The sequence below is a fragment of the Ruegeria sp. BB10 genome (assembly GCF_056535725.1).
The window spans coordinates 2,038,030-2,064,224 of record NZ_JBQFIW010000001.1 but is presented as its reverse complement, the minus strand read 5'-3'; the positions used below and the strand labels follow the sequence as shown (position 1 = coordinate 2,064,224).

Sequence of the window (26,195 nt, the reverse complement as noted above, 5' to 3'; positions counted from 1 at the left end):
ATATTAACTGAGATCTTGGAAACTTGCCTTAATGTAAATCAACCACCGCCGGCAAACGTGGTAGTGGTGTCCTGCAATCCAAGGGTGGACTTTGTGCCAACCTATTCAGCCTGTATAGCCTCAAGATACGCAATCACATTCGCCAGTGGCACACCTGCGAACATCGGTTGGCCGTCAGGCATGGTCAGCGCAACTTTTTGATCCGAATCCAATGCTGGTCCAAAAATGGGCATTTCTCCACCATGCGCGAGCAATGGTGCGCGACCATCAATTTGACGCGCCACCGCCTCAATCGGAAAAACACCGTCGTTTTGGGCCGCGAGCCTCGTCAGATCAGGTGTCCTTATTGCCAGCATCTCCGCCATTGGACCATCTCCTGTGGCCTCGAAACCATGGCATTGCCAACAATAAGTTCTATAGAGATCGTGCCCATTTTGAAGGTCAATATCCTGCGCTAGTGCAGTACTTGCAGCAAATATTGACAAAAGAAGTCCGCGACAAACTAGCATCTGTTCCTCCTCCGAGATCAGCATTTCGAGTTGAAAATACGCGGTATCGAATGAATGCTTCATTGATCTCGCTCATATTCAACCTTTGAGTACCAGCTGGGAAAAACCATCACGAAACGACGGTCGCAGCATTCGGATCCGCCTCTCTGATCAGTCTTAGCGCCTGATGATATAGATCAATGCCAAATAAAGAATTACATTTCAAAGTATGAATGTTTCAGAAGAAGCTCGGCATGAGCGGTGATGAGCCCTTGGTTTATCATCGGGGTGCTTGTTTGCGGCACAGCTTCGGTAACCCGGCAATTGCCCATCAAGGAGTGAGGTGAATGCATACAGTTGATCCACCGTCCCCTAAACTCCGACGTTCTCTCACCACCCCGTTGCTTACATTATATGGGCTCGGTGTTACCGTCGGTGCGGGAATTTATGTGCTCGTCGGCGCAACCGCCGAGGCCGCGGGCCCTTATGCTGCAGTTTCGTTTCTTGTTGCAGCGCTCGTCGTTTCGCTGACGGCTTTGTCGTACGCCGAACTCGCGACACGCTATCCCGTAAGCGCGGGTGAAGCGGCATACGTTGAAGCGGGATTTCAAAGGGGCTGGATGGCGGTTCTAATCGGTCTTGCCGTTGCTGCGTCTGGGATTATTTCAGCCTCCGCTGTTGCGATTGGGGCGGCCTCATACCTTCACACCCTGACGGGGCTTGGCACCGCATTGCTTACGATCGGCGTTGTGTCAGTCATGGGGCTGATTGCACTCTGGGGCATTACACAATCGGTTTTTGTGGCAGCCGTGATCACGGTCATCGAGATCGCGGGGCTTCTTTTTGTGATTGGCTGGGGCATGTCTGCGCAGGAACCGCAAGGCCATGAAATTAGTGAGATGATTCCGGGGCTCGAGCTCAGTACCTGGCGCGGTATTATGGCGGCATCTCTGCTGGCTTTTTTTGCCTTTGTCGGCTTTGAGGACATGGCAAACGTCGCCGAAGAGGTGAAAGACCCAACCCACACAATTCCAAAGGCTATCCTTTTGACGCTCGTTCTGGCGACGGGTTTGTATCTAGCGACCTCGATCACGGTCCTGCTCGTTGTTCCTATCGATACCTTGTCGACCTCGGCCGCCCCACTCACGCTGGTTTTCTTCGACGCACCCGAAGTAATCAAACAAGGGTTCGCCGCAGTCGCAGTCGTTGCAACAGTCAATGGCGTCTTGATCCAGATGATTATGGCGTCGCGGGTGATCTATGGTCTTGCCGACCGGGATCATCTTCCGAAAATACTGGCGACTGTCCCGCAGGTTACCCAAACACCGGTCGTCGCAACCCTGTTGGTAGTTGCGATAATTCTTCTGCTGACGCAAACTTTGCCAATCGGCATACTAGCGGAACGCACATCCCAGATCGTTTTGGGAGTGTTTGTTTTGGTCAACATCTCGCTGATATTGCTGAAGTCCCGGCCAGGGTCAACTCGGGAACATTTCCGCGTACCTCTTGTTGTACCAATCCTTGGGGTGCTGACCAGCGCTCTGCTTTTTGGTGCCGGATTTCTCTGAGAGGAAAACCGACAGCACAGGGTCACCAGAACGGGGTCCGACTGACGCATGAACACTGACCGATCAACATTTGGAAGGCGGATTTCAGGCTGGTGGCACCGGACTTTCGTCGATCTGATCGCGCAATTGCAATGGTCTTACCTGCCACCATTGATGGTTTACTTTGCGGCCGGGGTTTCGGGGCTAACATCCGTCGTCGGTGCGTTTTTTCTTAAGGACTATCTGAATCTATCCGCCGCTTTTGTTGCGGGATTGGCATTCTGGGCCGGGTTGCCGTGGATTCTAAAAATGCCGCTGGGTCATCTAGTTGATCTGTTCTGGCGCTGGAAATCCCTGCTGATTGTTGTTGGCGCATCCTTTATTACGGCGTCATTGCTCATCATGTACAGGCTTGTGGCTGCGCCTGACCAAATGGCCGGCATTATGCCACTTGAGGATTGGTACGTCGTTGCCTTGATGTTGGCTCCTTCAGGTTATGCCATTCAGGATGTCGTTGCTGACGCCATGACAGTCGAAGCAGTGCCGCAATCGGACCGAGACGGACGCGCGTTTATTCAGGACGAAGTTCGTGCCCGGCACACCACCATGCAGACCCTCGGCAGGATTGCGATCATATCCGGGTTTGCAGGGGTCGCCGCGGTTAACATCTGGATTTTTTCGGGGGCGGAAAATCTGGAGCAAGCCGATCGTTTGGTTCTCTACGGGCGGGTCTATCTCATTGCCCTGGCTATCCCACTGTTGTCTGTCAGTGGAGTGGTTCTTCACGCTCTGATACAGCGTCGCCTCGTTCGTCGAGGACACCTTCTGCACAGACCAGATCAAACCACCGAAGTCAGGTGGCCGATACTGCTGGGCGGACTTGCGTTTGTTGTTCTCAGTATAGTGTTGGGAACCGCAAATTTTGCCTTCGCGCAAGAGACCGTTTTTGCGGTGTCGCTCACGGTCATTCTCTACCTCATGTCGCGTTTGCTGAGAGAGCTGGAGTCGAAACAGGCCAAAGTTCTGATCGGGACAGCAACTATCATTTTCGTTTTTCGAGCAGTTCCCTTGCCAGGACCGGGCCTGACCTGGTTCGAGATCGACGAGCTTGGGTTTGACGAACAGTTCCTGGCCATTCTAGCGCTTCTGACCTCACTACTTGCTCTGCTTGGCCTGATTATCCTCAGGCCGTTTATGGCAAGTCGTTCGATTGCGCAGGTTGTAGTGTTACTCACGATTGCCGCCGGAGTGCTGTCCCTGCCAAACCTTGCCTTGTACTACGGGGTGCATGAATGGACGGCCGCGCGCACAGGTGGGGTCGTGGATGCAAGGTTTATCGCCATTCTTGACACAGCCGTTGAGTCACCGCTGGGTCAGATCGCGATGGTCCCAATGTTGGCTTGGATCGCGCGCAACGCCCCAACACATCTGAAGGCTACCTTTTTTGCGGTCATGGCTTCGTTCACCAACATGGCATTGTCAGCAAGCAGTCTCGGTACAAAATACCTGAACCAGATCTTTACCGTTACCCGCGTGGTTACCGATCCCAGAACGGGTTCCGTTGCCTCCGTCGCTGACTATAGCCATTTGGGGAACTTGCTGATTACCGTGGGCTTGATCTCTGTCATCATCCCACTGGCTGTGGTTTTTCTTGTGCAAAACTCGCCTTATCAGACGCGCGATTGAATATGCGGATCAATCGCTTTCATCGAGAAGTATCTTGAGGTGTGACACCGGAACGCCAATATTCGAGCCGCCAAATTCGGGTAAGATCGCGGCATTGATAGCAACCACCTCGCCGTTTCGGTTCAGGGCAGGTCCGCCGCTTCCGCCGGTTGTGGTTTCAGCATCATAAACGACTGCACCGGGACTGGTCTGGGCGACGATCCCCCGGCTGGCCAGAGGCCTGATCTTGTTCTGCTCTGAAAGGTGTTTTGCAATAGTCCAGAAATCGACGGCGCCGTCTCTCTCAAGCGTTTTCAGAAAATCCGGCCCAGCCTGCACAATCAAGGCCTTAAGGCCAGTCGGAAATCCAAGCAAGAAAACTTCTTCACCTGCTCGCGTCGGGTGAGGTGCCAGTGAGAGTCCAAGCCCTTGAACACGGTTCGCATCAACGGACAGAAGCGCCAGATCGGCCGTTTTGCTTGCCCTAAGCAATACCGCTTCCATTGGCTTGGATTGTTCTGGAAGATAAGCCAGCAGGCTAAGTATCTCGGCTTCAAGCCCTGCTGCCTTCAGGGCCTGCGCCCGATCCCCGGTCGTCCAGGGCAAGGCGACATGACGGTTGGTCACCAAAAGAGAGGTGTCCTGCAATAGAAACCCGGTTCCGGTGAACTGAAATTCTGCCGGCGCGCCTTCCGCATCTGGCTCAATCCATGGTTTTCCGAATGGAGTTTTTAGTTTCTCCCCGTCCGGGCCAAGCACATGCCGCAGCAATTTGCCGCTTTCGGTCTGTCGCAATCCGTAAGCACCCTGGATAAAGGCAATAGATCGCGTCGAGGCTGTGATAACTCGCCTTGACGCACCAGCGCGTTCTTCCAAAGTGCCAAGGCGCTGCTCGGTGGAAATCACCTGGTTGTCAAACGCTTCTCTGAGCGCGACCAGATCATCCGCCGTCAGTGCATCTTCTCGCGTCTGCGTAAGCATGACAGCAACCGCCTCGATCTTGAGAGACTCCTGTTTAAGGCTGTCCGCCAGCTTCCGATCGTTCTGAAAAAGCAAATAGCCAAAGGCAAAGATCAGAAGAAGCACACCGATAATGGTAACCCTGAACAAAACCGTGGTTTGTGATGTCAACCGACGCCCGCCTTCGCGCAGCGCACCGGACATTTTTCTGGCGAAGGGTCGTCGGCTGGAGCGCGCATACACATAAGCGTCACTTATTATGTCTTCGACCGTGTGATGTGCAGGGAATGAGTGGTCACACACCCTGTAGCGCGACATGGGCCCCTCTTCACCGAACTCAATCATGTCGCCATGCCCAAGAACTGTCGAAGCAGTTTTTTGACCATTGACCCAAATATCCCGGCCAGGCAACGCGTTTAGCGCGTAACCGCCTTGCGACCACTGAATGGTCGCCACGTCTTCATCATGCGGGGGCAAATCCTCTTTCCGCCTGAACTTCAGGATACGATCAGGACCCACCGAAGCAGCCAAAGCGTTGCCGACAAGCCAGGTAACGGTTCCGCGGGACGGCCCCGTCAAGCTCTCCAGAAATGCACGGACATCGCCCGTTTCACTTTCCACATCGCTTTTGTCCGGCGTCCGCATTGTCCATCTCAGTTCTCTAGCCCTATTGGCACATTATCATGCGCAGCAGTGAAACCGCTATGGTGGGCAATAATGTGCTCGTTTTAAGAACACCAAGGGTCCGCGCATGCTGCCCGGACCATGAAGGTTGCGCGTGCGCCTCATTGCGCCTATTTCGATGAGACCTTGATCTTCCGGCTGGGATCCTGAGGTTCGGTTTTCGGCATCTTGACGTGCAGGACACCTTTGTCGAACGCAGCGGAAATCTCCTCGATATCGACTGCATCAGGCAGCGTCATTGTCCGAGTGAAACTGCCATAGCTTCTCTCGCTAACGCGCAGATCACCTGTGTCATCATGCGTAACATTCTTCTGGCCCCGCAGCGTCAATCTACGGTCTTTGATTTCGACTTCGACGTCGTCTTCTTCGAGGCCCGGCAATTCAGCCGTGAGAACGATCGCTGTATCCGTTTCGTGGATGTCAATCGCCGGCGAAATCGCACCCGTCATGTCCAACGACGGGAAGCCCGTGCGTTGCGCGGCTGTTTCCAGCGGCAGGAATGGCGCTGCGCCCCCGAAAAAGCGCGACATCATGGTTTCCATTTCGCGTCGAAAATTATCAGAGAGCGGATGTGTTCCAGCAAACAGTTGCGGGGTATATCTATCTTCAAGCATTTTCTGATCCTCCTCCTTTGGTGCGATTGGGGGGAGGCGGTATTATTGCAAAAAACGCGTCTAATTACCTTGATCTTGCGCAACCAAGCGTCCTCGGTATCGCGCCAAAAGGACAACCCGGCCGTATCATTGTTCCGAATGAAACAAGGCGCATTTCCAATCATACGTCCAGGCCAAGGGGTAAACTGATCTGACTCTATTGCGCCACCGAGCGTCTGAAAAGCATCAGGCTGGACGCCAGAAGGATTGCGCCGAGTAACGCCATCCATAAGAACTCTGGCCAGACCGTCTCAAACCTCGCCCCCTTGAAGATGATGGATTGGCTGGCGGACATGTAATGGCGGGACGGAAGGATCGATGTTCCGACCTGAAGCCAGTCGGGCTGCCCCTCGATCGGTGTCTCACCTCCCGACAGCATCAGCATCGGAAGGACTGTCAGCATTACCAAAAGTGCGAATTGCGCCATTGAGCGTGCAATCGTTGCAAGAAATACCCCAAGTGCGGTTGCTGTGAAAAGAAACAGCGCGGTGCCAAAAAGAAACAACACCTTCGACCCCGCGATGTTGATCCCCAAGGTTCCTTGCATAACAAAGGTCAGCGATAAGGCGGCCGCGACTAAAACCACCGCTGCGTTTGCCCAAATCTTGGCCATCGCAATGTCAAACGGGGTAAGCGGCATCGCAAGCAGATGTTCGATTGTGCCATGTTCACGCTCGCGGATCATCGCGGCACCGGTGAGGATCGTGGTCAGCCACATGATCTGGCCGATGAGCGCCACGATGCCGGCAAAACGAACAGTATCACGGTTGGGATTGAACGCACTGCGCATGATGATATCGACGGGCAATGACTCAGCCAGGTCCGCACCAATGGCAAAGCGACGGATCTCGGCGCTGAGGATATTGATGATGTAGTTTGCGCCAATCCCGGCCTGTTCCATCGCCGTCGCATCAATCAAAACCTGAATTTCCGGCGTGCGCCCGGCGCGAACATCTTTCTCGAACCCCGGTGGCACTGCGACCACAAACAGGAACAGCCCGGCATCCATCTTTTCAGCTCCGGTGCCCGGTTCGATCTGGGCAACGGGCTGGAATTCAGGAGGGAAGAATGCTGTGGCAAGGGACCGTGAAAGGGGGGATTCATCTTCATCGGCAAATGCAATGGAGGCGTTGTTGACCGAGTTCGAAACCCCCGTCGCCTCCATCACGGGTGCCAGCGTGAATGACCAGACCAGCAGCGCCATCATCACCCAATCACGCCGAAGGCTCATCATTTCTTTCAAGCCAAGCCAGAAGATGCAGGACAACCGTTGCATTTATTTCTCCTGCGCTCGAAGTAAAAGGGCAGCGATCAGTGTCAGCACCGGCCCGAAACAGGCCAGGGCGAGAAGATCGGGGGCAAGCGCATCCCAGCCCAGCCCTTTGGTGAAGGCACCGACATTCAGGTGCAGGAAATAGGATGACGGCCAGAGCGATCCGATTGTCTGCGCACCGCCTTCAAGCGTTGAAACCGGTTGTAACAACCCGGAGAACTGAATCGTAGGTACGACCGAGGCGATCGCGGTGGCGAAGGTAGCGGCCACCTGGCTTGAAGTCATGGTCGCAATGAGTAGCCCATAAGATGTGGTCGCCCAGACATACAGCAACGCGCCGATTGCCAGGGGAGCCGGGTTGCCTTTGAGCGGTACATCAAAAACAAGGACCGTCATTCCGGCCAAGAGCAGGAAATTGGCGAACGCGATTGCGATATAAGGGATTTGCTTGCCAACCAGAAACTCAAGCCGCGTCGTTGGCGTCGCATAGAAATTGGTGATTGTTCCCAACTCTTTTTCACGTGCGACGCTGACCGCCATCAGAACTGCCGGTAACATTATCAAAAGGATCGCAGGCATGGCCGGGGCCATTGCGGCAATACTCTCGAAACTCTGATTGTACCTGAAGCGTGGCTCGATACGGGCGATCTCGACCGGATGCACACCGTTTTGGCGGGCCATTGCCGCCAAAAAGGTATTGTGGAGCCCCGCCACATAGCCTTCTACAGTCTCGCCTTTGAACGGAATTGCGCCGTCCACAATTGCGAGCACGTCCGTTGCTTCAACAGAGCGGATCTTGCGCCCAAAGTCAGGTGGGAGTTCGACAACCAGCGAGGCATCTCCTCGGGCCAGCCGTTCACGGCCCTCATCGATACTCGTCAGTGGCTGCGTTGGATTGAAGTAGCGCGATCCTGAAATCTCAGCAATGTAGGCGCGGCTTTCTGGCCCCTGTGACAAATCCAGTACCGCGAAATCCAGTTCTTCGATGTCCAGCGTAATCCCATAGCAAAAGACCAGCATCAGGATCACCGAGCCCAGGAACGCAAACGCCAAACGCACGCGGTCGCGCAAAATCTCGATGGTTTCACGCCTCGTATATGCCAGTGTGCGCCTGATACCCCCGCCAGCGCTGTCATCAAGGGCATGAACCGATACCTCAGGAGCATTCACCGGTGCCGGAGGGTCAGCTGCCTTCAATACCGTGACAAATGCTTCTTCCAGACTGTCTACCTGTGCCCCGGCGATCAACTCATCCGGTGTTCCCTCAGCCAGAACACGGCCCGCGTGCATGAACGACACCCGATCACAGCGCTCTGCTTCGGCCATGAAATGGGTCGAGACGAAAATCGTCACTTCTTCATCTCTCGAAAGCTCAATCAGCAACGCCCAAAACGAGTCGCGCGCCTCAGGGTCCACCCCCGAAGTTGGTTCATCCAGGATCAGTACGCGAGGTCGGTGGATCACAGCGACCGCCAGGGAGAGACGCTGCTTGATGCCAAGTGGCAGCGCCGTGGCCAGCATGTCCATATGTGCAATCAGGCCAAAGCGTTCTGCCAGTTCATCGATACGCCTATCGCGGTCCGTGATCGCAAAGATGCGGGCATGTAGCTGGAGGTTCTGCCGAACGGTCAACTCGCCATAAAGCGAGAATGCCTGACTCATATAGCCAATCTCGCGACGCATCCTCAGATCGCGTGCATCAACCGGTCTTCCGAACAGTAGCGCCTCACCGTCACTTGCGGGCAGAAGACCTGTCAGCATTTTCATGGTGGTCGACTTGCCGCAGCCGTTCGACCCGAGGAAGCCGAAAATCTCACCACGGTTGATCGAGAATTCGACGTTATTGACTGCCGTGAAATCGCCAAAGCGCCGCGTCAATCCGCGTGCCGTGATCACTGGGTCTGCCTCACGGTGATGTGTGGGCGCTTTCCTTGGTGCGATCAGGGGATCTCCGTGCGCCTGCAACCGCCGGTAGGACGTTTCAAGATCGCTGGCTTTCCCCTTCAATTCTGCCGGAGAACCATGGAAAAGCACGCGCCCGGCATCCATCGCGACGATAAAGTCGAATTGTTCGGCTTCTTCCATATAGGCTGTCGAAACCAGTATGGAGAGGTCGGGTGTAGCCTCTCGGACCGCGTCGATCAGCGCCCAGAATTGACGCCGCGACAGTGGGTCGATGCCGGTGGTCGGCTCATCCAGAACCAAAAGCTTAGGATCATGGATCAGTGCACAACACAGCCCAAGCTTCTGCTTCATGCCGCCCGAGAGTTTTCCCATCAGACGATCAGAGAATGGCGCAAGCCCGGTTGCCGACAGCAATGCTGCGATCCGGATGTCACGCTCCTGCTGCCCTTGTCCGAAGAGACGCGAAAAGAACTCAAGGTTTTCGCGCACCGACAATTCTGCATAGAGGTTCCGGCCCAACCCCTGCGGCATAAATGCGATCGCTGGGCAGATTTTGTGACGATGGGCACGGTCGTCGATTGGGCCTCCGAGAACCTTGATCGTGCCGGATTGAAGCTTCTTCGCGCCGGTGATCAAACCCAAAAGCGTTGATTTGCCAACCCCGTCAGGCCCGATCAGCCCAATAAGCTGACCAACCGGCAGATCAAGCGACAGGTTATCGAGTGCAATGCGCTGGCGATACTTATGCGTGACACCACTGACGCAGAAATCAGATGTGCCCGCCTGGGAATTCATTCGAACAATTCGGGTGGAATCCGCCTTTCCAGATATTCCGGCCATACACTGTCAGAAGAAAGCCTGATCACAGCGATACCGCGAAGGCCGGTTTTCACATGTTCGATCCGTTCTGCGATCAGATTCTCAGGAATGCGAACCCGAACGCGAAAGACCAACTGTTCACGCTCGCTTAATGTCTCGACCTGCTTCGGAGTGAACTGGGCTTCGGGGGATACAAAAGTGATGGTTGCAGGAATGGCAAAATCCGGCAAGGCATCAAGTACGATGCGTGCCTCAGCCCCGATGGGCAGCAACCCCGCTTCGCGTGCGGGCAGGTACACGTCCATATAGACGTTCTCTAAGCTGAGAAGCGTAAGGATCGGCTCACCCGCGCCAACAACTTCACCGGGCTCAGCCAGTCTGTAAAGAATGCGCCCTGGCATAGGGGCAACAAGCGAAGCATCCTCGATCTGGGCGGCGATCCGGCGCACTTCGGCTTCGGCAGCCGCGATCTGGCTGTCCGAGGTTGCAACCCGGGCCTTGGCGGCACCCAGAACGGCGTCGGCAACCTGAAATGCGGTTTCGCGATCTTCAAAGACTGTCATCGAAATGTTTTGACCGGCCAACAGTGCCTTTGCCCGTTCCAGTTCCTGCGCCGCGCGGCGCTGTTGGCTTTCTCGTTGGACAACAACAGCCTCGGCTTCGGCCTTGGCTTGACGCGCCAATGCTACTTCGGCTTTGGCGCGATCAAGCGCTGCAGACAGTTCATCGGTGTCCATCTCGACCAACAGTTCACCCACAACAACCAAGTTGCCTTCTGCCGCCAAAACCTGTGCAACCCGCCCTGCGAAGGTGGGGGCAATTTCCACTTGTTCGGCCTCTATCCGTCCATTGCCCTGTACAAATCCAACTGGCAATTCACTGCTGTCTTCTGAAACGAATATGTACAACGCCGCACCTGCGAGAAGGAGCATTACGACGATCAGTATTGCGCGCACATTCTTTTTCATGATCTGGCGTACCGCGGTTAAAGCTACTAGGTGACGTTATCTCAAACCCCGCAAAACGCTTTGTTTTGGATCAAACAGAGCCCTTTAGAGGGTTGTTCAGGCCAAACTCGGGTAGAAAACCGGCGCAGCAGTCTGATTGTTAACCCGCATCAATGGCTCAATGCGGATTTCACGGCGTGACTTTAGATTTCGGTTGCGCCGAACTGACGGAATTGTTGCGCATGGGCAAGCATCACGCGGTCGAAACAAATGCCCAATTGTCCATCCATCGTGTCAAAGCACTTACAAGTCACACTTCCAGCGTGCGGATGAAACCAACACTGCGTCAGTATTGCGGGTTGCCGCTGCTACTTCGGCAACATGAAGAACTCTTCCAGTACAATCTTTCCGTCTGCTACTGAATAAACTGCAATCTCACTCAAGGTGATACGTTGCCCAGTTTCCTTCTGCTTTACGTCAGCCTTATATCGCACACTGAAGCGGTTTGGGGGATGAACATAGGGGCCATCGACATCAAATTCGATGATTTCATGAGCTGCCAGCCAATCCTCTCTTTTCCCTTTGATAGCATCACGGCCTTTGGTGATGCGAAACTGTCGAACCGGAGGCACAACCGCTTCTATGGATTGAGCGTTCTCGGCATACATTTCATCAACATTTGCAAGGCCCCTGCGATCACGCATCGCCTGAACAAATGTTCTTCCAATATCGACTAATTCTTCCATGATAGCCCTCATTTTAGGCATCAACTGTATCACATCTTGCCTTTTCCAATCTTGACGAGGATCAATGAATTTAGATGTTGGCGAAGAATCCAGTTCGTGAACGAGAGGGCAATTAGTGCAGTAGTAATGAAGGGCCCAATTCCCGGCACCGTCATCAGCCAATGCGCCATCTCCTTACCTCGGGGTCGGTGAGTCACCTCCGCATCCAACTCTCATATCTGACTGATCAACCGACTCGCATCCCGATCAGCGGACTTAGGCAAGCCTGTGCCGCTTCCCCTTGTGTTGCACCATCATGCGACAACCGATATCGACCACGAAGACAACCATGCTCCTGGCATCTAGACTATTGAGTGCAGGAAAAGCTTGTTTTGGGCTGCACAATTAGACAACGCCTTCAAAACCAACTTAAACCGATCGTTTTGTTCTGGCGGGCGCAGTGATCGAAGAAGTGGGTCTTACCCTTTAGTAGCGCCAAGGTAAGCAAACCAGTAGGCCAAGGCGACTCCTCCCGCCCCGCCGACAATATTGCCCAGAGTAACCCACAATAGATTGGTCGCCGCTGAGAAAACCGGCACAGTTGCCCCCGCCGCCCAACCCTGCGGGAAGAAAAACATGTTCGCAATCGAATGCTCGAGTCCCAGCAACACAAAAGCAGTGACGGGCCACAAAACGGCCAGAACCTTGCCGGCGACGCTGCGGGCGGCAAAGGACAGCCAAACAGCAAGGCATACCAACCCGTTGCACAGTGCGCCACGGGCGAAGGCCTCCATCGGTTCCAACCCCGCTTTGGCATCGGCTATCACCACGGCGGTATTGCCCATCGGCCCCTCGAGCAGGCCGGTCAGAGAGAAGGCCAATGCAAGCCCGAGGGCGCCCACGAAGTTTCCGGCGTAGACGATGCCCCAGCTTCGAAACAGCAGTCGCAGTGGTATCTTGCGGTCGACCGCTGCGATCACCATCAAAACATTGCCGGTGAATAATTCTGCACCACCTGCGATCACCAGGATAAGGCCCAGGGAAAACACCGCGCCACCCAGAACGCGGATCGGCCCCGCAGCGCTGTCTGCGCCAGTAACCGCCATCGTATAGGCCGCTGCGCCAAACCCTATGAATGCCCCGGCCAGCATCGCAAGAACGAACATGGGTGCCAATGGCAACTTTGCCTTTGTGACCCCAGCAGTCTCAACTAATGTCGCAATTTCAGAGGGTTTATGAGCGTCGAACAGGCGCGGAGTGTTCATGTCGGGCTCCAAAGTTAGCACGGATTTACGTATCAGGGATTGTACAGTCTATCTTCTGACCTTGAACCAATGCACAAATAAGAAGGGGAAGTTCATCTGTTCCGCCACAGTTCGGGTAGTTTCGCCTAACACAGTTTGGTCTCCGGTCATCGCCACAGGCACCCATGACCTCTGTTTCAGCCTCCGTTTTCGTGCCACCGTCATGAAGCAGTGGATATCTGACTCCATTTTCACAGTCGGGAGTTCAGCGTCACGGGGTAGCCATCGAAACTTAATTCTGCCACGAGACTTCAATGCAAAGCTTATTGATCGTCATCGTTTTTGTGCCGATTGGGACCAAGTTTGAATTTTAGGCAACGGTCAAAACCGCACAAGTGGCATTCCGACTGATGCCTTGAGAGGTGCTCCCTTGAATCAGGCTACCAATGCTTCCCAATCCGCGGCGGCCCGTCACAATCAGGTCAGCATTGCATTGCTCGGCGCATGCTATGATCTCGTCGACCGGATCACCGCGTTGGGTATGCGTTTGCGAAACCGTCTGATTGTATTCTTTGGCAATCTCTTTGCCCGCGGAAATGATCTTGTCTGCTGCCTGCTGAACCTCTTCGTCTGAAGGCATTGTCGTGACGGCGTGATAGCCAGCAACAGCGCCCATTGCGAAGGCCACGGTTTGCGGCTGAGGTGTATGGACAAGGTGAATTTGGGAGCCATATTTGCTTGAGATATCACAGGCAACGCGTAGAGCTGCTTCTGACGCCTCTGATCCATCCAAGCCAACCACAATTATTTTGAACATGTCGCACTCCCTCCTTTGTGAGGGGTCAGTATGGGTGAACTTGCAACAACTAGCATTGACTCAAATCAACACTTTTCGCTGCAAATTCGAGCGTAGCCGTCCTTCCATTTCCAGAAGATTCACGGTAACCGAACAAATTTAATGACCGTTGGAGCTGCAAGCTAGTCTCGCCAAAGGGGCGACAGCGTATTTTTACTGCAAAAAGCCTCCCGCAGGCACTGCTTTGTTCAAAGGGTGTCAATTTGAGCCCAATGATAAAGATCAAGAGTAATGGCGAGAAAAATTGCTATTATGGACGTGCTTTTCAGTCCCTTTGGCGAGGTTGGCAGCTTTCCTACGACACGAAATTCAATCTAATTCCTGAGGATAACGACTATGCAGCCCTCTCCGCCTTGGATTCGCCCAACTGCAATAGCCGCGGCATTCTTCGGTCTCCTGACAATATTCTCCGGCGGAACGGCCCTGTTTGGGGGTGCCGCCGCTAAAGCAGCAGTTGGAGATGCAGTTCCACTCGTGCTTTGGTTCAATTTTCTGGCTGGATTTGTCTATTTTCTTGGTGCAATCGCGCTCTTTAAATCAACAACCTGGGCAACTCGAATTGCCTGGGTGATAGGCTTATCAACATTAATTGTGTTCGCTGTTCTGATATTAGTGGCACTGTTTGGAACGCCGTTTGAATGGCGAACCGTCGGTGCAATGACCATACGCACTGGATTTTGGCTGGCGATAGCTGTCGCGCTTTCCAGAACCGAATGAGCCGACCAAACGACGCCGCACCCGCGTCCAAATAAATTGGCAAGACAGTCACTTTTGATTGAGATCAAGGGCTGAAGCGAACGGTTTCGGCATAGTTGGCGCGCTTTTCGGACAGATTCACGGGAGGATCGAAATGACAGTGCTGATTGCCTACGGCACCGTTGAAGGTCAGACTGCCAAGATTGCTCGTTTTATCAACGATGTCACAAGAAAAGCCGGCTACGATACAATACTGATCAACACCGGAGACCAGATACGACACGTGTCCCTGACAGGTGTGGACAGGGTCATTCTTGCGGCTCCTGTCCATGAACGCCGGCACCCAAAGCTATTCGAAGCGTTTGTTGAAACGCATAGAGACGCGCTTGCGTCCCGGAAGTCGCTAGTGCTTTCGGTAGGCCTAAAGGCGGCTTTTGCAAGAGGCCAGGAAGACGCCTGGGACTATCTTACCGAAATGCTGATGCGTACGCATTTTGAACCTGACCTAACGGCTTTGGTTGCGGGCGCTGTGCAGCCTGACAACTATGGGTATTTTGAAGAAGAGATCGTTCAGCATGTTGTCTTAAAGGATCAAAAGATCGATCCAAGGGACGGTGCTCGGGAGTTCACCGATTGGAACGCTTTAAGGGAAACCGTGGTAACATTCTTGGACAAATGATCCATCCCGTGGCTTAACTGCTGCCTTTCTTCAGTTGTCTTACCTGTAGATGTCGCCGCCACATTGCGCCTACGCCAGTTTTAACAGGCGTTTAAATTCACTGAATTCCATTCGCATGCCGCCACCAGCCAGGCTATAAGATGCACGATATGACATTGAACAAGATGGCTATGATTGGGGCCTGATATATTAAATTAGTGATGCGTGTCATTGGATCTAACTTCTTCGACTATCGTGTCTTGAGGTTATTCTCGAACCGGCCCTTCGAGAAACCGCAGTGCATGCTCGCCTTGTCCGCTCCTCAATGGTCGGTTTTGGTTACAGCGAAAAAGGCAGTTTGGAGTTCGAAAAAATTGGCCTTCGTAAATGACTGTTTCGGAGAGCTGTGTTGCATCGCAAGGATAGGCGTGCCGCAGGAGTGAAGACCTTCTGCTTGAGCAATAGCCGCGGCTGCGAAAGGCCGGTTTGTCCGTAGCCCTGCCATCTGTTAATCGCCAGGGAACGTCCGGAATGCGCGGTTTTTGACGTACCGCATGTGCGAAAGGCGCAGATGAGACTAAGGGCAGCTCCGGGCTCATTCCGGCCATTTGCTGCACGGAATATTTAAGGCCGCTTCGGTCCCAAAGGAAAATGCTGCTGCCAAAAAGGAAGAACTATGCGTGGCGGATCATTTGTTAGGTTTTGGTGGAGCCTAGGGGAGTCGAACCCCTGACCTCTTGCATGCCATGCAAGCGCTCTCCCAACTGAGCTAAGGCCCCATCAAGGTACTGCCGAAGCAGTGGACGGACGTTTATGAGACGGCGACGACGAGCGCAAGACCAAAAATGGAATTTGCCAAAAAGTTTCGGACCCGCGTCCGGGGGGGGGCATGAGGCGACGCGGGGCCGCCTCTGACCGGTTTTAGTTTTCGTCTTCCGATGACATGTCGGTGATATCGTCCAACGAGACGTTATCGTTGTCGTCGTCATCATCGTCCAGCAGATCGTCGTCCAGTTCGACGTCGACATTGTCGTCATCATCCAGAACGATATCTTCATCCGACGCGTTCTCACGCGCTTTGGCCGAGGCGGCATCCTCCGCATCTGCGGCGATCATCCGGCTTTTGCCGGTCTCAAGCTCCACGATCTCGCCGGTATAGGGGCTGACGATCGGGTCCTTGTTCAGGTCATAAAACCGCTTACCGGTTGTCGGGCAAACGCGCTTTACGCCCCATTCTTCCTTGGGCATGTGAAATCCCCTTGATATCAGGTGAGTCGTATCAACGATTCAGGTCACGTGCCACATGCAGCGGGCACTGTCAAAGCCTTTGCGCAGGAGAAACAGGTATATGGGAGATCACGCACTGCCCGGGACGCCACCGGTGCCACTGACGTTGCGCAAATCGGCGCGAGCGCGGCGGATCAGTTTGCGGATTTCCCAATTGGATGGCCGGGTTACGCTGACCTATCCACAAGGCGTGCCAGAAGCCGAAGCCTTGAGTTTTGCGCGCACCAAAGAAGAGTGGATACGTCAGCACCTGCTGGACCGTCCTGACCCTGCCGTGGTTCAGTTCGGGCAAACCATCCCGATCGAAGGCACAGAGCGGCGAATCGTGCCTGCCAGCGGGCGGCGCGTTCTGTTACAGGGCGATGAGATTGCAGTACCCGAGGGTGCCGAGGCACGGCGTCTGGCGCGATTTCTCAAAGAATTGGCGCGTGATCGCCTGACCGGCGCCTGCGATGACTACGCGGCGATGCTGGGACGGTCCTATTCCAGCCTGACCATGCGCGATACACGGTCGCGTTGGGGGTCGTGCAGTTCCGCTGGCGGTCTGATGTTTTCCTGGCGGTTGATCCTAGCGCCGCCTGAGATCCTGCATTATGTCGCCGCGCATGAGGTGGCGCATCTGGTAGAGATGAACCATTCGGCTGATTTTTGGGCGCAGGTCGAGCAGATTTTCGGCGACTATCGCGATCAGCGGCGTTGGCTGCGCGACAACGGGGCGCAACTGCATCAATACAGATTTGATACCAAGGCGAGTTGACCCCGGGTTCATTTGTGATCACATGGGGGTATGTTATCCGCACGCCCCACTGAATCCCATACTGCCACCCATGATCGGGTCTATCGTGTTCTTCGCGCACGCATTATGCACGGTGAAATGGCACCGGGGCAGGCGCTGACCCTACGCGGGATCGGTAAGGAATTTGGCGTCTCGATGACCCCCGCGCGCGAGGCCGTGCGCCGCTTGGCAGCCGAGGGAGCGCTGTTTCTATCCACATCGGGCCGGGTTTCGACGCCTGAGCTGACTAATGACAGGATCGAAGAGTTGGCTGCGCTTCGTGCGCTGCTTGAGGTTGAACTTGCCAGCCGCGCCCTGCCGCGTGCACATATGGCGCTGATTGACCGGCTGCAAAGCATCAACATGAACGTGGCCGAGATGGTCACCAAACGTGATGCCGTTGGCTATATTCGCTCAAACCTAGAATTTCACCGCACTCTGTATCTGCGGGCGCAGGCTCCGGCAATGCTCGCGATTGCAGAAACAGTCTGGCTGCAACTTGGTCCCACCATGCGTGCGCTGTACGGCCGACTGCGGCGGACCGACCCGCCGCATAACCACAAACTGATCATCGCCGCTTTGCAGGCCGGTGACGAGCCTGGATTGCGCTTGGCCGTCCGCTCGGATGTGACCCAGGGCCTGAGGTTGCTGGTCAGCTGAGCGGCTTGTTGCCGAAGCCCAGAATTTGCATCTGATTGGCATCGTCGTTCTGGTTTGGGGATTGGGTCTGGGTTAGTCTGGACCAAATCACAACAAGAGCAGTTTTCAGTTATGATCAATCGACGGATATTTTCTTTGGGGCTCGGGTCAGCCCTGTTGTCGGCCTGTTCCACAGGCACCCCCACCAGCACCCCGGCATCCCGGATGCGGCCTGTGCCCAACGCCGGGTGGGATGCGTGGGTTACCGGTTTCAAGGGCCGCGCGGCGTCGCAGGGGATATCGCAGACAACCCTAAACCTGGCTTTTCAGGGGGCGGGGTACCTGCCCGATGTGATCGAGCGGGACCGCAATCAGGTCGAATTCAAACGTTCACTCGAGGATTACCTGGCCATTGCGGCCTCAGATGAGCGGATCGCAACCGGCAAGCAGATGCTGGTGCGCCATGCAGGCACCCTGTCGCAGATCGAGGCGAAATATGGCGTCGACAAAGAAGTGATCGTGGCCGTCTGGGGCTTGGAAAGCCGCTACGGCGCGCGGCGCGGGGATGTGCCGGTGGTGTCAGCAGTGTCGACTTTGGCTTATGACGGGCGGCGCGGTGCGTTCTTTGAAAAGCAACTGATCGCAGCTTTGCGGATCATTCAAGAGGGCGACACAAGCCCCGCCAACATGACCGGCAGCTGGGCCGGAGCAATGGGACACACGCAATTCATTCCGACATCTTATCTGGCCTATGCGGTGGATTTCACCGGCGACGGACGGCGGGATATCTGGTCCGAGGATCCCACGGATTCGCTGGCCTCGACCGCGGCCTATCTGGCGCGCGCGGGCTGGGTACGCGGGCAGCCCTGGGGCGGTGAGGCTGGCACTGTATCCGGCACGCCGGTTACAGTTTTGCAGCCGCAGACACCTGGCCCCCGCATTGCGGTGTTCCGCAATTTTCAGGTCATCAAGCGCTATAACAACTCGGACAGCTACGCGATTGGCGTCGGACATTTGTCTGACCGGATTGCGGGCGGTGCGCCGTTTCAGGCCTCATTCGGGCCAGACGCAACGGGTTTGACGCTGGAAGATCGCAAGGAGCTCCAGCGCCGACTGACATCGGCCGGCTATGATACTCAGGGCGCGGACGGGGTGATCGGCAACAACACAAAATCCGCCATCAGCGCCTATCAGCGCGCCAGCGGCATGCCGGTTACCGGAGAGCCATCGGTTGCGTTGCTGCGCAGCCTGGGCGGCTGACGGTTTACGCCGCCAGCCCTTTCGATCCGATATCAAGGAATTTCTGACGGCGGTCCTGAATCAGGGCCGCCGCATCTTTGCCGTCCAACTCTTTCAGCATCAGTGTGATAGCATCCCTAACGGATTCGACGGTGGCAGGACGGTCGCGATGGGCACCGCCTTTGGGTTCCTGAATGATAAGATCGCAGACGCCCAGTTTGTGCAGGTCCTGCGCGGTCAGGCGCAGCGCCTCGGCGGCCTCCCGCATCTTTTCGGCATCTTTCCACAGGATCGAGGCGCAGCCTTCCGGCGAGATCACCGAATAGACCGAATGTTCCAGCATCGCGACGCGGTTCGCCGTCGCAAAGGCCACAGCCCCGCCGGACCCGCCTTCGCCGATGATCACCGACACCAGCGGCACGCCGATCTTCAGGCACATCTCGGTCGACCGGGCAATGGCCTCGGACTGACCGCGTTCCTCGGCCCCTTTGCCGGGATAGGCGCCTGCCGTGTCGATCAGAGTGATCACGGGCAGGCCAAAGCGACCGGCCATTTCCATCAGGCGCACGGCCTTGCGATACCCTTCGGGGCGGGCCATGCCGAAATTCCGTTCGATCCGCGATTTGGTGTCCGAACCCTTTTCATGACCAATCACCATCACCGGCTGATCGTTGAATCGGGCCAGACCACCGATAACTGCCAGATCGTCGGCAAAGTTGCGATCGCCCGCCAGCGGGGTGAATTCGGTAAACAGCGCCTCGACATAATCCTTGCAATGGGGGCGGTCTGGGTGGCGCGCCACCTGGCATTTTCGCCAGGGAGTTAGATCGCCATAAAGCTCTTCCAGCAGCTTTGCGGCCTTTGCGTCCAGCGCTGCGGCTTCTTCGGCCACGTCCATCTCTTCGTTGGCGCGGGCCAGCGCACGCAATTCCTCGGCCTTGCCTTCGATCTCGGCTAGGGGTTTTTCGAAATCCAGATACTGGGTCATGACGCCTCTCAACGCGGAAGTTCTTTGCTATATGACCTGAGGTTGCGCGGGATGCAACTCAGCAAGATTTGTGGATGCGGAATATGCGACCACGGATAAGCAAAGAGAAGGAAGGTTGCCGATGGCAAACAGCTACGAAGATCGCATTCTGCGCGTCTTGACTTACATCCACGATCACCCCGCCGGGGATCTGTCTTTGGATGCCCTGTCTGATGTGGCTGCGATGTCCCGGTTTCACTGGCATCGTGTGTTTCGCGCGATTACCGGCGAAACCTGTGCGCAAGCTGTCCGCCGGATCCGGTTGCACCGTGCCGCGTGTTGGCTGGTGCAAACCGACCGGTCCGTGGCAGAGATCGCGTCGGCGGTGGGTTATCCTAATCTGAATTCCTTTGTGCGGGCCTTTTCGCAGGCCTACAGCGCCAGCCCGGCGGCCTTTAGAAAATCCGGGCGTTGGCTGGTGCTTAATCGAAAATTGAGAATCGGAGAATATCCAATGCATCCCGTTACAACCCGTACAGAACCCGCCCGCCGCGTAATTGCCTTGGCTCATAAAGGGGATTACGCAGAGATCGGCAATAAGTTTGAGGCATTTGGTGCCTTGTGTGAATCCCGCAACCTGTGGTCTCAACTTGGTCCAGTCATCGGAGTCTATCTGGACAGCCCCGATGATGTGTCACAAGACCAACTGCGCAGCTATGCAGGCGCCGAATTCAAAGGTGGTGACACACCAGAGGGTATGGAAGACGTGCAGATTCCAGGCGGCAAAACAGCTATTCTGACCTACAAGGGCCCATACTCCGGTTTGCACGCGGCGTATCACACGCTGTTCGGAAACTGGCTGCCTGAGTCAGGCGAGGAACCCGCGGACCAGCCGTGCTACGAGGTCTACCTGAACGATCCGCGCAACACCGCACCCGAAGAGCTGCTGACCGAAATTTGCCTACCACTGAAATAGGTCAGTTTGGCCACAGGACCGGGTAGAGCGAGGCGACCAGCAGCATCGCCATGGTCCAGTTGAACACCACCAACCGGCGCGGGTTCGTCAGAATCCGCGCCATCTGCTGCCCCAGCACCGTCCAGGTGCTGACCGACGGCAGGTTCACCGCTCCGAATATCAGAGCAACGATGACGATGGCTTGCAGCGTGTGATCTGGCGTGTAGGCCGTGGTGGCCGTCAGGGCCATGGCCCAAGCCTTTGGGTTGACCCATTGAAAAGCGGCGGCTTGCAGAAAGGTCATTGGATCACCCTCGGCCATCTTGCCATTGGCCGGGGCCGCATGCGCGATCTTCCACGCCAGATACAGTAGATAGACGACCGAGGCGAGTTTCAGCACCGTGTAGCTGACCGGGTATCGGTCAAATACCTGCACCAAACCGGCACCGACCAGCAGGACCATGACAGTAAACCCCAACCCGATCCCCAACATATGCGGGATGGTTCGGCGAAACCCGAAATTGGCCCCCGAGGCCATCAGCATCAGGTTGTTCGGCCCAGGCGTGATGGACGAGACAAAAGCAAAGGCGATCAGGGCCAGAAGGACGTCATAGGTCATGGCGGGGATAATCACTGACAAAACAGCAAATGAAATTGCGTTTTTGTGCGTGTTTGGGGTAATTACACAATTAATGGCGAAGATTGATCACATAAATCAACAAATATTGCGCGCGCTGACAGGTGACGGCCGTATCAGCAACCTGGAACTGGCGGACCACGTTGGCCTGTCGCCCTCGGCCTGCTTGCGTCGCGTGCAAGAACTTGAGCGCGCTGGCGTGATCACCGGCTACCGCGCGGTATTAAGCCCGAAAGAACTGGGCGTGGGGTTCGTGGGTTACATCGGCGTTGGATTGGGAGAGCATACCAAAGCCGCGCAGGAAGGTTTTGAACGGGCCGTGCAGCATGCGCCCGAAGTGATCGAATGCCACAATATCACCGGCACCATCGAATACTTGCTGCGTGTGGAATGCGCTGATCTTGCCGAGTACAAAACCTTTCACACAGAGGTGCTGGGAACCCTGCCGCATGTGACGTCGATCACCTCCTACGTGGTGATGGATTCACCCAAGGATTTGCGCGCCTGACAGGGAAATTGTGAATTTTAACTGTCTTGCGGGGAAAATCCTCACATCCTAGTGTCACAGCAATGGGAAAACCAAAATGGGGGCAAACCCCTCTTATGCCGTCACAGGGAGACGATCATGAAACTTATCAAAGCCGGTGCGCTTGCCGCAGCTATGGCATTGATTGCCGGAGCGGTAGCGTCAGCGCCGCTTAAGCTGCAACCTGCAAGCCCACAACCCAGCCCGCAGGCCGGGTTGAATGTGAAATACTATGGTACAGGCAATCAACACAAGAAGATCCGAGATCTGAGCCAGGCGAAAAGCCTGCTGTCTCAAGCGCAACCCGGAACACCGTTGCGGGGGTTGGATTACAGGGACACCAGCAAGGGTGAGGACGTCATGACATTCGACGGCGCTTACAACGTTGTTGCCGAAGTTACTGGCTACATGCGGTTCGACTCGCCGGGGATTTACGAGTTGGAAACGTGGTCAAATGACGGGATTGAGGCTTCGGTTGGTGGTCAACAGATTGGCCGCGTAACCGGTATTCAAGGCTGTGAAGCCAATCAACGTACCGAAGTTGAAGTGCCCCAGGCGGGCTGGTATCCGTTGAAGATCATCTATTTCCAAAAATTGGGATCCTCTTGCCTGATGATGAAGTCGGGCAAACAAGGCGAAAAGCTCACCTGGGTGCCCAACGACATCTTCGGGCGGTAACAAGAAGGCGCCCCGCAGGGCGCCTTTTTTTGGCCATTAGCCAGCGGCGATCAGTTCCGCCTGCGCCACAATCACTTCGGCCTGTTTGATCGAGGCGATATCGACCAGACGCCCTTTGTAGACGGTCGCGCCTTCGCCATTGGCCTTGGCCTGTTCCATTGCCGCCAGGATTTCGCGCGCTTCCGAAACAGCCTCGTCCGAGGGGGTAAAGACCTGATTAGCCAGTGCGATCTGCTTGGGATGGATCGCCCATTTGCCGACCATACCCAGCGTGGCTGAGCGTTTGGCCTGTGCGATGTATCCCTCATCATCCGAGAAGTCACCAAACGGCCCGTCCACCGGCAGCACGCCATGGGTTCGGCAAGCGGCGACGATGGCCGCTTGTGCCCAATGCCAAGGATCGGACCAGTGCTTTTCGCCTTCGCGCAGCATGTAATAGTTTTCCTGTGTTCCGCCGATGCCGGTGGTCTGCATGCCCATCGATGCCGCGAAATCCGCCGCACCCAGACTCATCGCCTGCATTCGTGGTGACGAGGCCGCGATTTCCTCGACATGGGCAATGCCTGCGGCAGATTCGATGATCACTTCGAAGGATACCGGCTTGGTGCGGCCCTTGGCGCGTTCGATGGCGGTAACCAGCGCGTCCACGGCATAGACATCTTCGGCGCAGCCGACCTTGGGGATCATGATCTGGTCCAGACGGTCGCCAGCCTGTTCCAGCAGATCCACAACGTCGCGATACCAATAGGGTGTGTCCAGTCCGTTAATGCGCACGGACATGTACTTGTTGCCCCAATCCACGGTGTTCAGCGCCTCGATCACATTGGCGCGGGCCGCGTCCTTGTCCGACGGCGCCACCGAGTCCTCAAGATCAAGGTTGATCACGTCTGCCGCTGACGCTGCCATTTTCGGAAACAGCTTGGTGTTCGATCCAGGCCCGAACAGCTGGCAACGGTTGGGGCGGGCGGGGGCGGCGGGTTGAAGGCGAAAGCTCATCTGGACCTCGTGAGAGAAATGAAATTACAATTTTCCTGCTCATTGAGGTATTAAATTGCGTGCTTATGCGCAAGCATCTTTATGCAGGTGCGGCATTGCGTTCGCAGCATTTGCCGCGGAAAGCGATCAAACTGGTGATTAAAGTTTAATCACTGTGAAAACTTGAAAGAATATTCCAGTATATGAAGAACTCGCGCGAAAATTTCCCACCAATGGCAACTATGTCAGGCGAAAACGCAAAGCACTCGTCAGGCGCGTCCCATAGGCTGCGCCGGAATCAAAGGAGTGAACCGCAATGATCGAGACACCGTACCTGCTGTTTTTGGGCGATGCGCCCGACCAATTGGCGGCCAAAGTGGCAGTTGGCATCAAAGACTGGCGCCCGGAAAACGCTGTGGGCCAATATCGGATGGACGGCTGCAAGGCCGATCTGGGCCTGACGGACATGACCCTGACCGAAGCAAAAGAGGCGGGCGCTAAGACTCTGGTCATCGGTGTGGCCAACCGTGGCGGCGTGATCAGCCAGGAATGGAAAAAGGTTCTGGTGATGGCGCTGGAGGAAGGCTTTGATCTGGCGTCTGGCCTGCACAACCTGCTGCGCGACGAGCCCGATCTGGTTGCCGTTGCCGAGGCCACGGGCCGCAAGCTGCACGATGTGCGCGTTCCCGAGGTCGAGTACCCGATCGCAAACGGCATCAAACGCAAGGGCAAGCGGTGTCTGGCAGTTGGCACGGATTGCTCGGTCGGCAAGATGTACACGGCGATGGCAATGGATGCCGAAATGCGCAAGCGTGGCATGAAATCCACCTTCCGTGCCACCGGCCAGACCGGTATTCTGATCACCGGTGACGGTGTGCCGCTGGACGCCGTGATCGCTGACTTCATGGCCGGATCGGTCGAATGGCTGACACCCGACAATGACGACGACCACTGGGACTTGATCGAAGGGCAGGGATCGCTGTTCCACGTGTCCTACTCCGGTGTGACCATGGCGCTAATCCACGGCGGCCAGCCGGACGCACTGATCCTGAGCCACGAACCCACCCGTGAGCATATGCGCGGTCTGCCGACCTATACTTTGCCGACGCTTGAAAACCTGCGCGACACCGCGCTGGCACTTGCCAAGGTTGCAAACCCTGATTGTCAGGTCGTGGGTGTCTCGGTCAACACACAGCACATGAGCGAAGAGGACGCCATCGCCTATCTGGCGACGGTCGAGGCCGATATGGGGCTGCCCGCCACTGATCCGTTCCGCTTTGGTCCGGGCAAACTGGTCGACGCGCTGACTGCGTTGTGATCAATAGACCCCGCCAGAAGACTCTCTGGCGGGGAAATCTTGAATGAATAAAGGAGTGGGCGCGTGCAGATTGACGTCTCTCGTGATGTATTCCGGTTGGCTCAGGTCTTTACGATCTCGCGCGGGTCTAGGACCGAAGCGAATGTGCTGACTGTACGTGTATCGGACGGCGCGCATCAGGGGTGGGGCGAATGTGTACCCTACGCGCGGTATAATGAGACGCTGGAGTCGGTCGAGGCCGAAATTGCCGGTTTGCCCCGGACGTTTGATCGAGCGCAGTTGATGGATCTGTTGCCCGCTGGTGCCGCCCGCAATGCGGTAGACTGTGCGCTGTGGGATCTTGAGGCGAAGCGCGCCGGAAAACGTGCATGGGAACTGGCCGGACTGCCCGCGCCCGGCCCAGAGATCACCGCCTACACCTTGTCGCTGGACACGCCGGAAAAGATGCAGGCACAGGCGGCTGAGAACGCGTATCGTCCGCTGTTGAAGATCAAGTTGGGCACGCCAGACGACATGCCTCGTCTGGAAGCCGTACGCGCAGGTGCCCCTAAAGCCAAGATCATCGTCGACGCCAATGAGGGCTGGTCGGCCGATGTCTATGCCGATCTGGCACCGCATCTGGTGCGGCTGGGAGTTGCGCTGGTCGAACAGCCTCTGCCAGCCGGGGAAGATGACGCCCTGATCGGGATGGATCGCCCGGTGCCGGTGTGTGCCGATGAATCGTGCCATGACCGCAGTAGCCTGCCCGCGATGAAGGGCAAGTATGACGTGGTAAACATCAAGCTCGACAAGACCGGCGGTTTGACCGAGGCGTTGGCCCTGCGTGAACAGGCGCTGGCCGAGAGTTACAAAGTTATGGTCGGATGCATGGTCGGCAGTTCGCTGGCAATGGCGCCCGCGACACTGCTGGCGCAGGGTGCGATGGTAACAGACCTTGACGGCCCGCTTCTGTTGGCCGAAGACCGCGACAACCCGCTGAATTTTGATGACGCCGGAGTGCATCCGCCTTTGGCGGCGCTCTGGGGGTGACGAACGCCCGGAAAATGATCCGGTGGATCATTTTCAATAAGGAACGGGCG

At 55.9% G+C, this 26,195-nt stretch carries 25 protein-coding genes and 1 tRNA gene; 12 read left to right on the top strand and 14 right to left on the bottom strand.

Features of this window, described 5'->3' with window-relative positions; all coding sequences use genetic code 11:
* Window positions 1-101 precede the first annotated feature (101 nt).
* Complete coding sequence (locus ACR3EP_RS10555) at window positions 102-572, bottom strand: c-type cytochrome (RefSeq protein ID WP_170359671.1); 471 nt, start codon at window positions 570-572, stop codon at window positions 102-104.
* A 263-nt stretch (window positions 573-835) separates the two neighbouring features.
* Between ACR3EP_RS10555 and ACR3EP_RS10550 the strand changes: the two genes are divergently transcribed.
* Both ACR3EP_RS10550 and ACR3EP_RS10545 read left to right on the top strand, forming a co-directional pair.
* Window positions 836-2,056 carry an APC family permease gene (locus ACR3EP_RS10550; RefSeq protein WP_480637684.1) on the top strand — a complete coding sequence of 407 codons (1,221 nt, stop codon included), beginning with the start codon at window positions 836-838 and terminating at the stop codon, window positions 2,054-2,056.
* Between the two features lie 48 nt (window positions 2,057-2,104).
* Window positions 2,105-3,721, top strand: a complete 1,617-nt coding sequence (locus tag ACR3EP_RS10545; RefSeq protein ID WP_480637682.1) for an MFS transporter — start codon at window positions 2,105-2,107, stop codon at window positions 3,719-3,721.
* A gap of 9 nt (window positions 3,722-3,730) precedes the next feature.
* Here the strand turns inward: ACR3EP_RS10545 and ACR3EP_RS10540 are convergent, their stop codons facing one another.
* The 8 genes from ACR3EP_RS10540 to ACR3EP_RS10505 form a co-directional block, all read right to left on the bottom strand.
* Window positions 3,731-5,305: a trypsin-like peptidase domain-containing protein gene (locus ACR3EP_RS10540; protein WP_480637680.1), complete on the bottom strand. Its 1,575-nt coding sequence runs from the start codon at window positions 5,303-5,305 to the stop codon at window positions 3,731-3,733.
* A 149-nt stretch (window positions 5,306-5,454) separates the two neighbouring features.
* Complete coding sequence (locus ACR3EP_RS10535; protein ID WP_480637678.1) at window positions 5,455-5,958, bottom strand: Hsp20/alpha crystallin family protein; 504 nt, start codon at window positions 5,956-5,958, stop codon at window positions 5,455-5,457.
* A 196-nt stretch (window positions 5,959-6,154) separates the two neighbouring features.
* Window positions 6,155-7,273, bottom strand: coding sequence for an ABC transporter permease (locus ACR3EP_RS10530; protein ID WP_480637676.1), 1,119 nt, complete (start codon window positions 7,271-7,273; stop codon window positions 6,155-6,157).
* Window positions 7,274-9,970: a ribosome-associated ATPase/putative transporter RbbA gene (gene rbbA / locus ACR3EP_RS10525; protein WP_480637674.1), complete on the bottom strand. Its 2,697-nt coding sequence runs from the start codon at window positions 9,968-9,970 to the stop codon at window positions 7,274-7,276.
* A complete protein-coding gene (locus ACR3EP_RS10520) occupies window positions 9,967-10,962 on the bottom strand; it encodes an HlyD family secretion protein (protein ID WP_480637672.1) in 996 nt (331 codons plus the stop codon). The genes rbbA and ACR3EP_RS10520 overlap by 4 nt, the downstream gene beginning before the upstream one ends.
* Window positions 10,963-11,309: 347 nt before the next feature.
* Entirely contained in the window at window positions 11,310-11,849 is a 540-nt protein-coding gene (locus tag ACR3EP_RS10515; protein WP_480637670.1) for a SnoaL-like domain-containing protein, read from the bottom strand.
* A 296-nt stretch (window positions 11,850-12,145) separates the two neighbouring features.
* Entirely contained in the window at window positions 12,146-12,931 is a 786-nt protein-coding gene (locus ACR3EP_RS10510) for a formate/nitrite transporter family protein (protein WP_480637668.1), read from the bottom strand.
* Window positions 12,932-13,280: 349 nt separating this feature from the next.
* A complete protein-coding gene (locus tag ACR3EP_RS10505; RefSeq protein ID WP_170359691.1) occupies window positions 13,281-13,727 on the bottom strand; it encodes a universal stress protein in 447 nt (148 codons plus the stop codon).
* A gap of 375 nt (window positions 13,728-14,102) precedes the next feature.
* Here ACR3EP_RS10505 and ACR3EP_RS10500 point away from each other — a divergent pair, with 375 nt between their 5' ends.
* Both ACR3EP_RS10500 and ACR3EP_RS10495 read left to right on the top strand, forming a co-directional pair.
* On the top strand, window positions 14,103-14,483 hold the full coding sequence (locus tag ACR3EP_RS10500) for a hypothetical protein (protein ID WP_480637666.1): 381 nt from the start codon (window positions 14,103-14,105) through the stop codon (window positions 14,481-14,483).
* A 133-nt stretch (window positions 14,484-14,616) separates the two neighbouring features.
* Window positions 14,617-15,141, top strand: a complete 525-nt coding sequence (locus tag ACR3EP_RS10495; protein ID WP_480637664.1) for a flavodoxin domain-containing protein — start codon at window positions 14,617-14,619, stop codon at window positions 15,139-15,141.
* A gap of 682 nt (window positions 15,142-15,823) precedes the next feature.
* On the opposite strand, the gene ACR3EP_RS10490 is transcribed toward ACR3EP_RS10495, so the two are convergent.
* Window positions 15,824-15,899: transfer RNA gene (locus ACR3EP_RS10490), tRNA-Ala, on the bottom strand.
* Between the two features lie 142 nt (window positions 15,900-16,041).
* Window positions 16,042-16,368, bottom strand: a complete 327-nt coding sequence (locus tag ACR3EP_RS10485) for a TIGR02300 family protein (RefSeq protein ID WP_170350278.1) — start codon at window positions 16,366-16,368, stop codon at window positions 16,042-16,044.
* A 100-nt stretch (window positions 16,369-16,468) separates the two neighbouring features.
* On the opposite strand from ACR3EP_RS10485, the gene ACR3EP_RS10480 reads away from it, so the two are divergent.
* The 3 genes from ACR3EP_RS10480 to ACR3EP_RS10470 all read left to right on the top strand — a co-directional run bounded on the left by ACR3EP_RS10480 (window position 16,469) and on the right by ACR3EP_RS10470 (window position 19,081).
* On the top strand, window positions 16,469-17,164 hold the full coding sequence (locus tag ACR3EP_RS10480; RefSeq protein ID WP_480637662.1) for a M48 family metallopeptidase: 696 nt from the start codon (window positions 16,469-16,471) through the stop codon (window positions 17,162-17,164).
* 30 nt (window positions 17,165-17,194) lie between these two features.
* Window positions 17,195-17,842: a GntR family transcriptional regulator gene (locus ACR3EP_RS10475; protein ID WP_170350280.1), complete on the top strand. Its 648-nt coding sequence runs from the start codon at window positions 17,195-17,197 to the stop codon at window positions 17,840-17,842.
* Between the two features lie 111 nt (window positions 17,843-17,953).
* The gene (locus ACR3EP_RS10470) at window positions 17,954-19,081 is read left to right on the top strand and encodes a lytic murein transglycosylase (protein ID WP_480637660.1); all 1,128 of its coding nucleotides are present in this window, start codon (window positions 17,954-17,956) and stop codon (window positions 19,079-19,081) included.
* A gap of 4 nt (window positions 19,082-19,085) precedes the next feature.
* Here ACR3EP_RS10470 and ACR3EP_RS10465 read toward each other — a convergent pair whose 3' ends face one another.
* Window positions 19,086-20,048, bottom strand: a complete 963-nt coding sequence (locus ACR3EP_RS10465) for an acetyl-CoA carboxylase carboxyltransferase subunit alpha (RefSeq protein WP_170350282.1) — start codon at window positions 20,046-20,048, stop codon at window positions 19,086-19,088.
* 121 nt (window positions 20,049-20,169) lie between these two features.
* On the opposite strand from ACR3EP_RS10465, the gene ACR3EP_RS10460 reads away from it, so the two are divergent.
* The gene (locus tag ACR3EP_RS10460) at window positions 20,170-21,003 is read left to right on the top strand and encodes an AraC family transcriptional regulator (RefSeq protein ID WP_480637658.1); all 834 of its coding nucleotides are present in this window, start codon (window positions 20,170-20,172) and stop codon (window positions 21,001-21,003) included.
* Between the two features lies 1 nt (window position 21,004).
* Here the strand turns inward: ACR3EP_RS10460 and ACR3EP_RS10455 are convergent, their stop codons facing one another.
* Window positions 21,005-21,601 (bottom strand): LysE family translocator, encoded by a 597-nt coding sequence (locus tag ACR3EP_RS10455; protein ID WP_480637656.1) that lies wholly within the window; start codon window positions 21,599-21,601, stop codon window positions 21,005-21,007.
* 73 nt (window positions 21,602-21,674) lie between these two features.
* Here ACR3EP_RS10455 and ACR3EP_RS10450 point away from each other — a divergent pair, with 73 nt between their 5' ends.
* Window positions 21,675-22,127, top strand: a complete 453-nt coding sequence (locus tag ACR3EP_RS10450) for an Lrp/AsnC family transcriptional regulator (RefSeq protein ID WP_480637654.1) — start codon at window positions 21,675-21,677, stop codon at window positions 22,125-22,127.
* 117 nt (window positions 22,128-22,244) lie between these two features.
* Complete coding sequence (locus tag ACR3EP_RS10445) at window positions 22,245-22,823, top strand: PA14 domain-containing protein (protein ID WP_480637652.1); 579 nt, start codon at window positions 22,245-22,247, stop codon at window positions 22,821-22,823.
* 36 nt (window positions 22,824-22,859) lie between these two features.
* Here the strand turns inward: ACR3EP_RS10445 and ACR3EP_RS10440 are convergent, their stop codons facing one another.
* Complete coding sequence (locus ACR3EP_RS10440) at window positions 22,860-23,819, bottom strand: L-malyl-CoA/beta-methylmalyl-CoA lyase (RefSeq protein ID WP_480637650.1); 960 nt, start codon at window positions 23,817-23,819, stop codon at window positions 22,860-22,862.
* A gap of 295 nt (window positions 23,820-24,114) precedes the next feature.
* Between ACR3EP_RS10440 and dgcN the strand changes: the two genes are divergently transcribed.
* Window positions 24,115-25,116, top strand: coding sequence for an N-acetyltransferase DgcN (gene dgcN, locus ACR3EP_RS10435; protein ID WP_480637648.1), 1,002 nt, complete (start codon window positions 24,115-24,117; stop codon window positions 25,114-25,116).
* 63 nt (window positions 25,117-25,179) lie between these two features.
* Window positions 25,180-26,145, top strand: coding sequence for an N-acetyl-D-Glu racemase DgcA (gene dgcA / locus ACR3EP_RS10430; RefSeq protein ID WP_480637646.1), 966 nt, complete (start codon window positions 25,180-25,182; stop codon window positions 26,143-26,145).
* Window positions 26,146-26,195 lie beyond the last annotated feature (50 nt).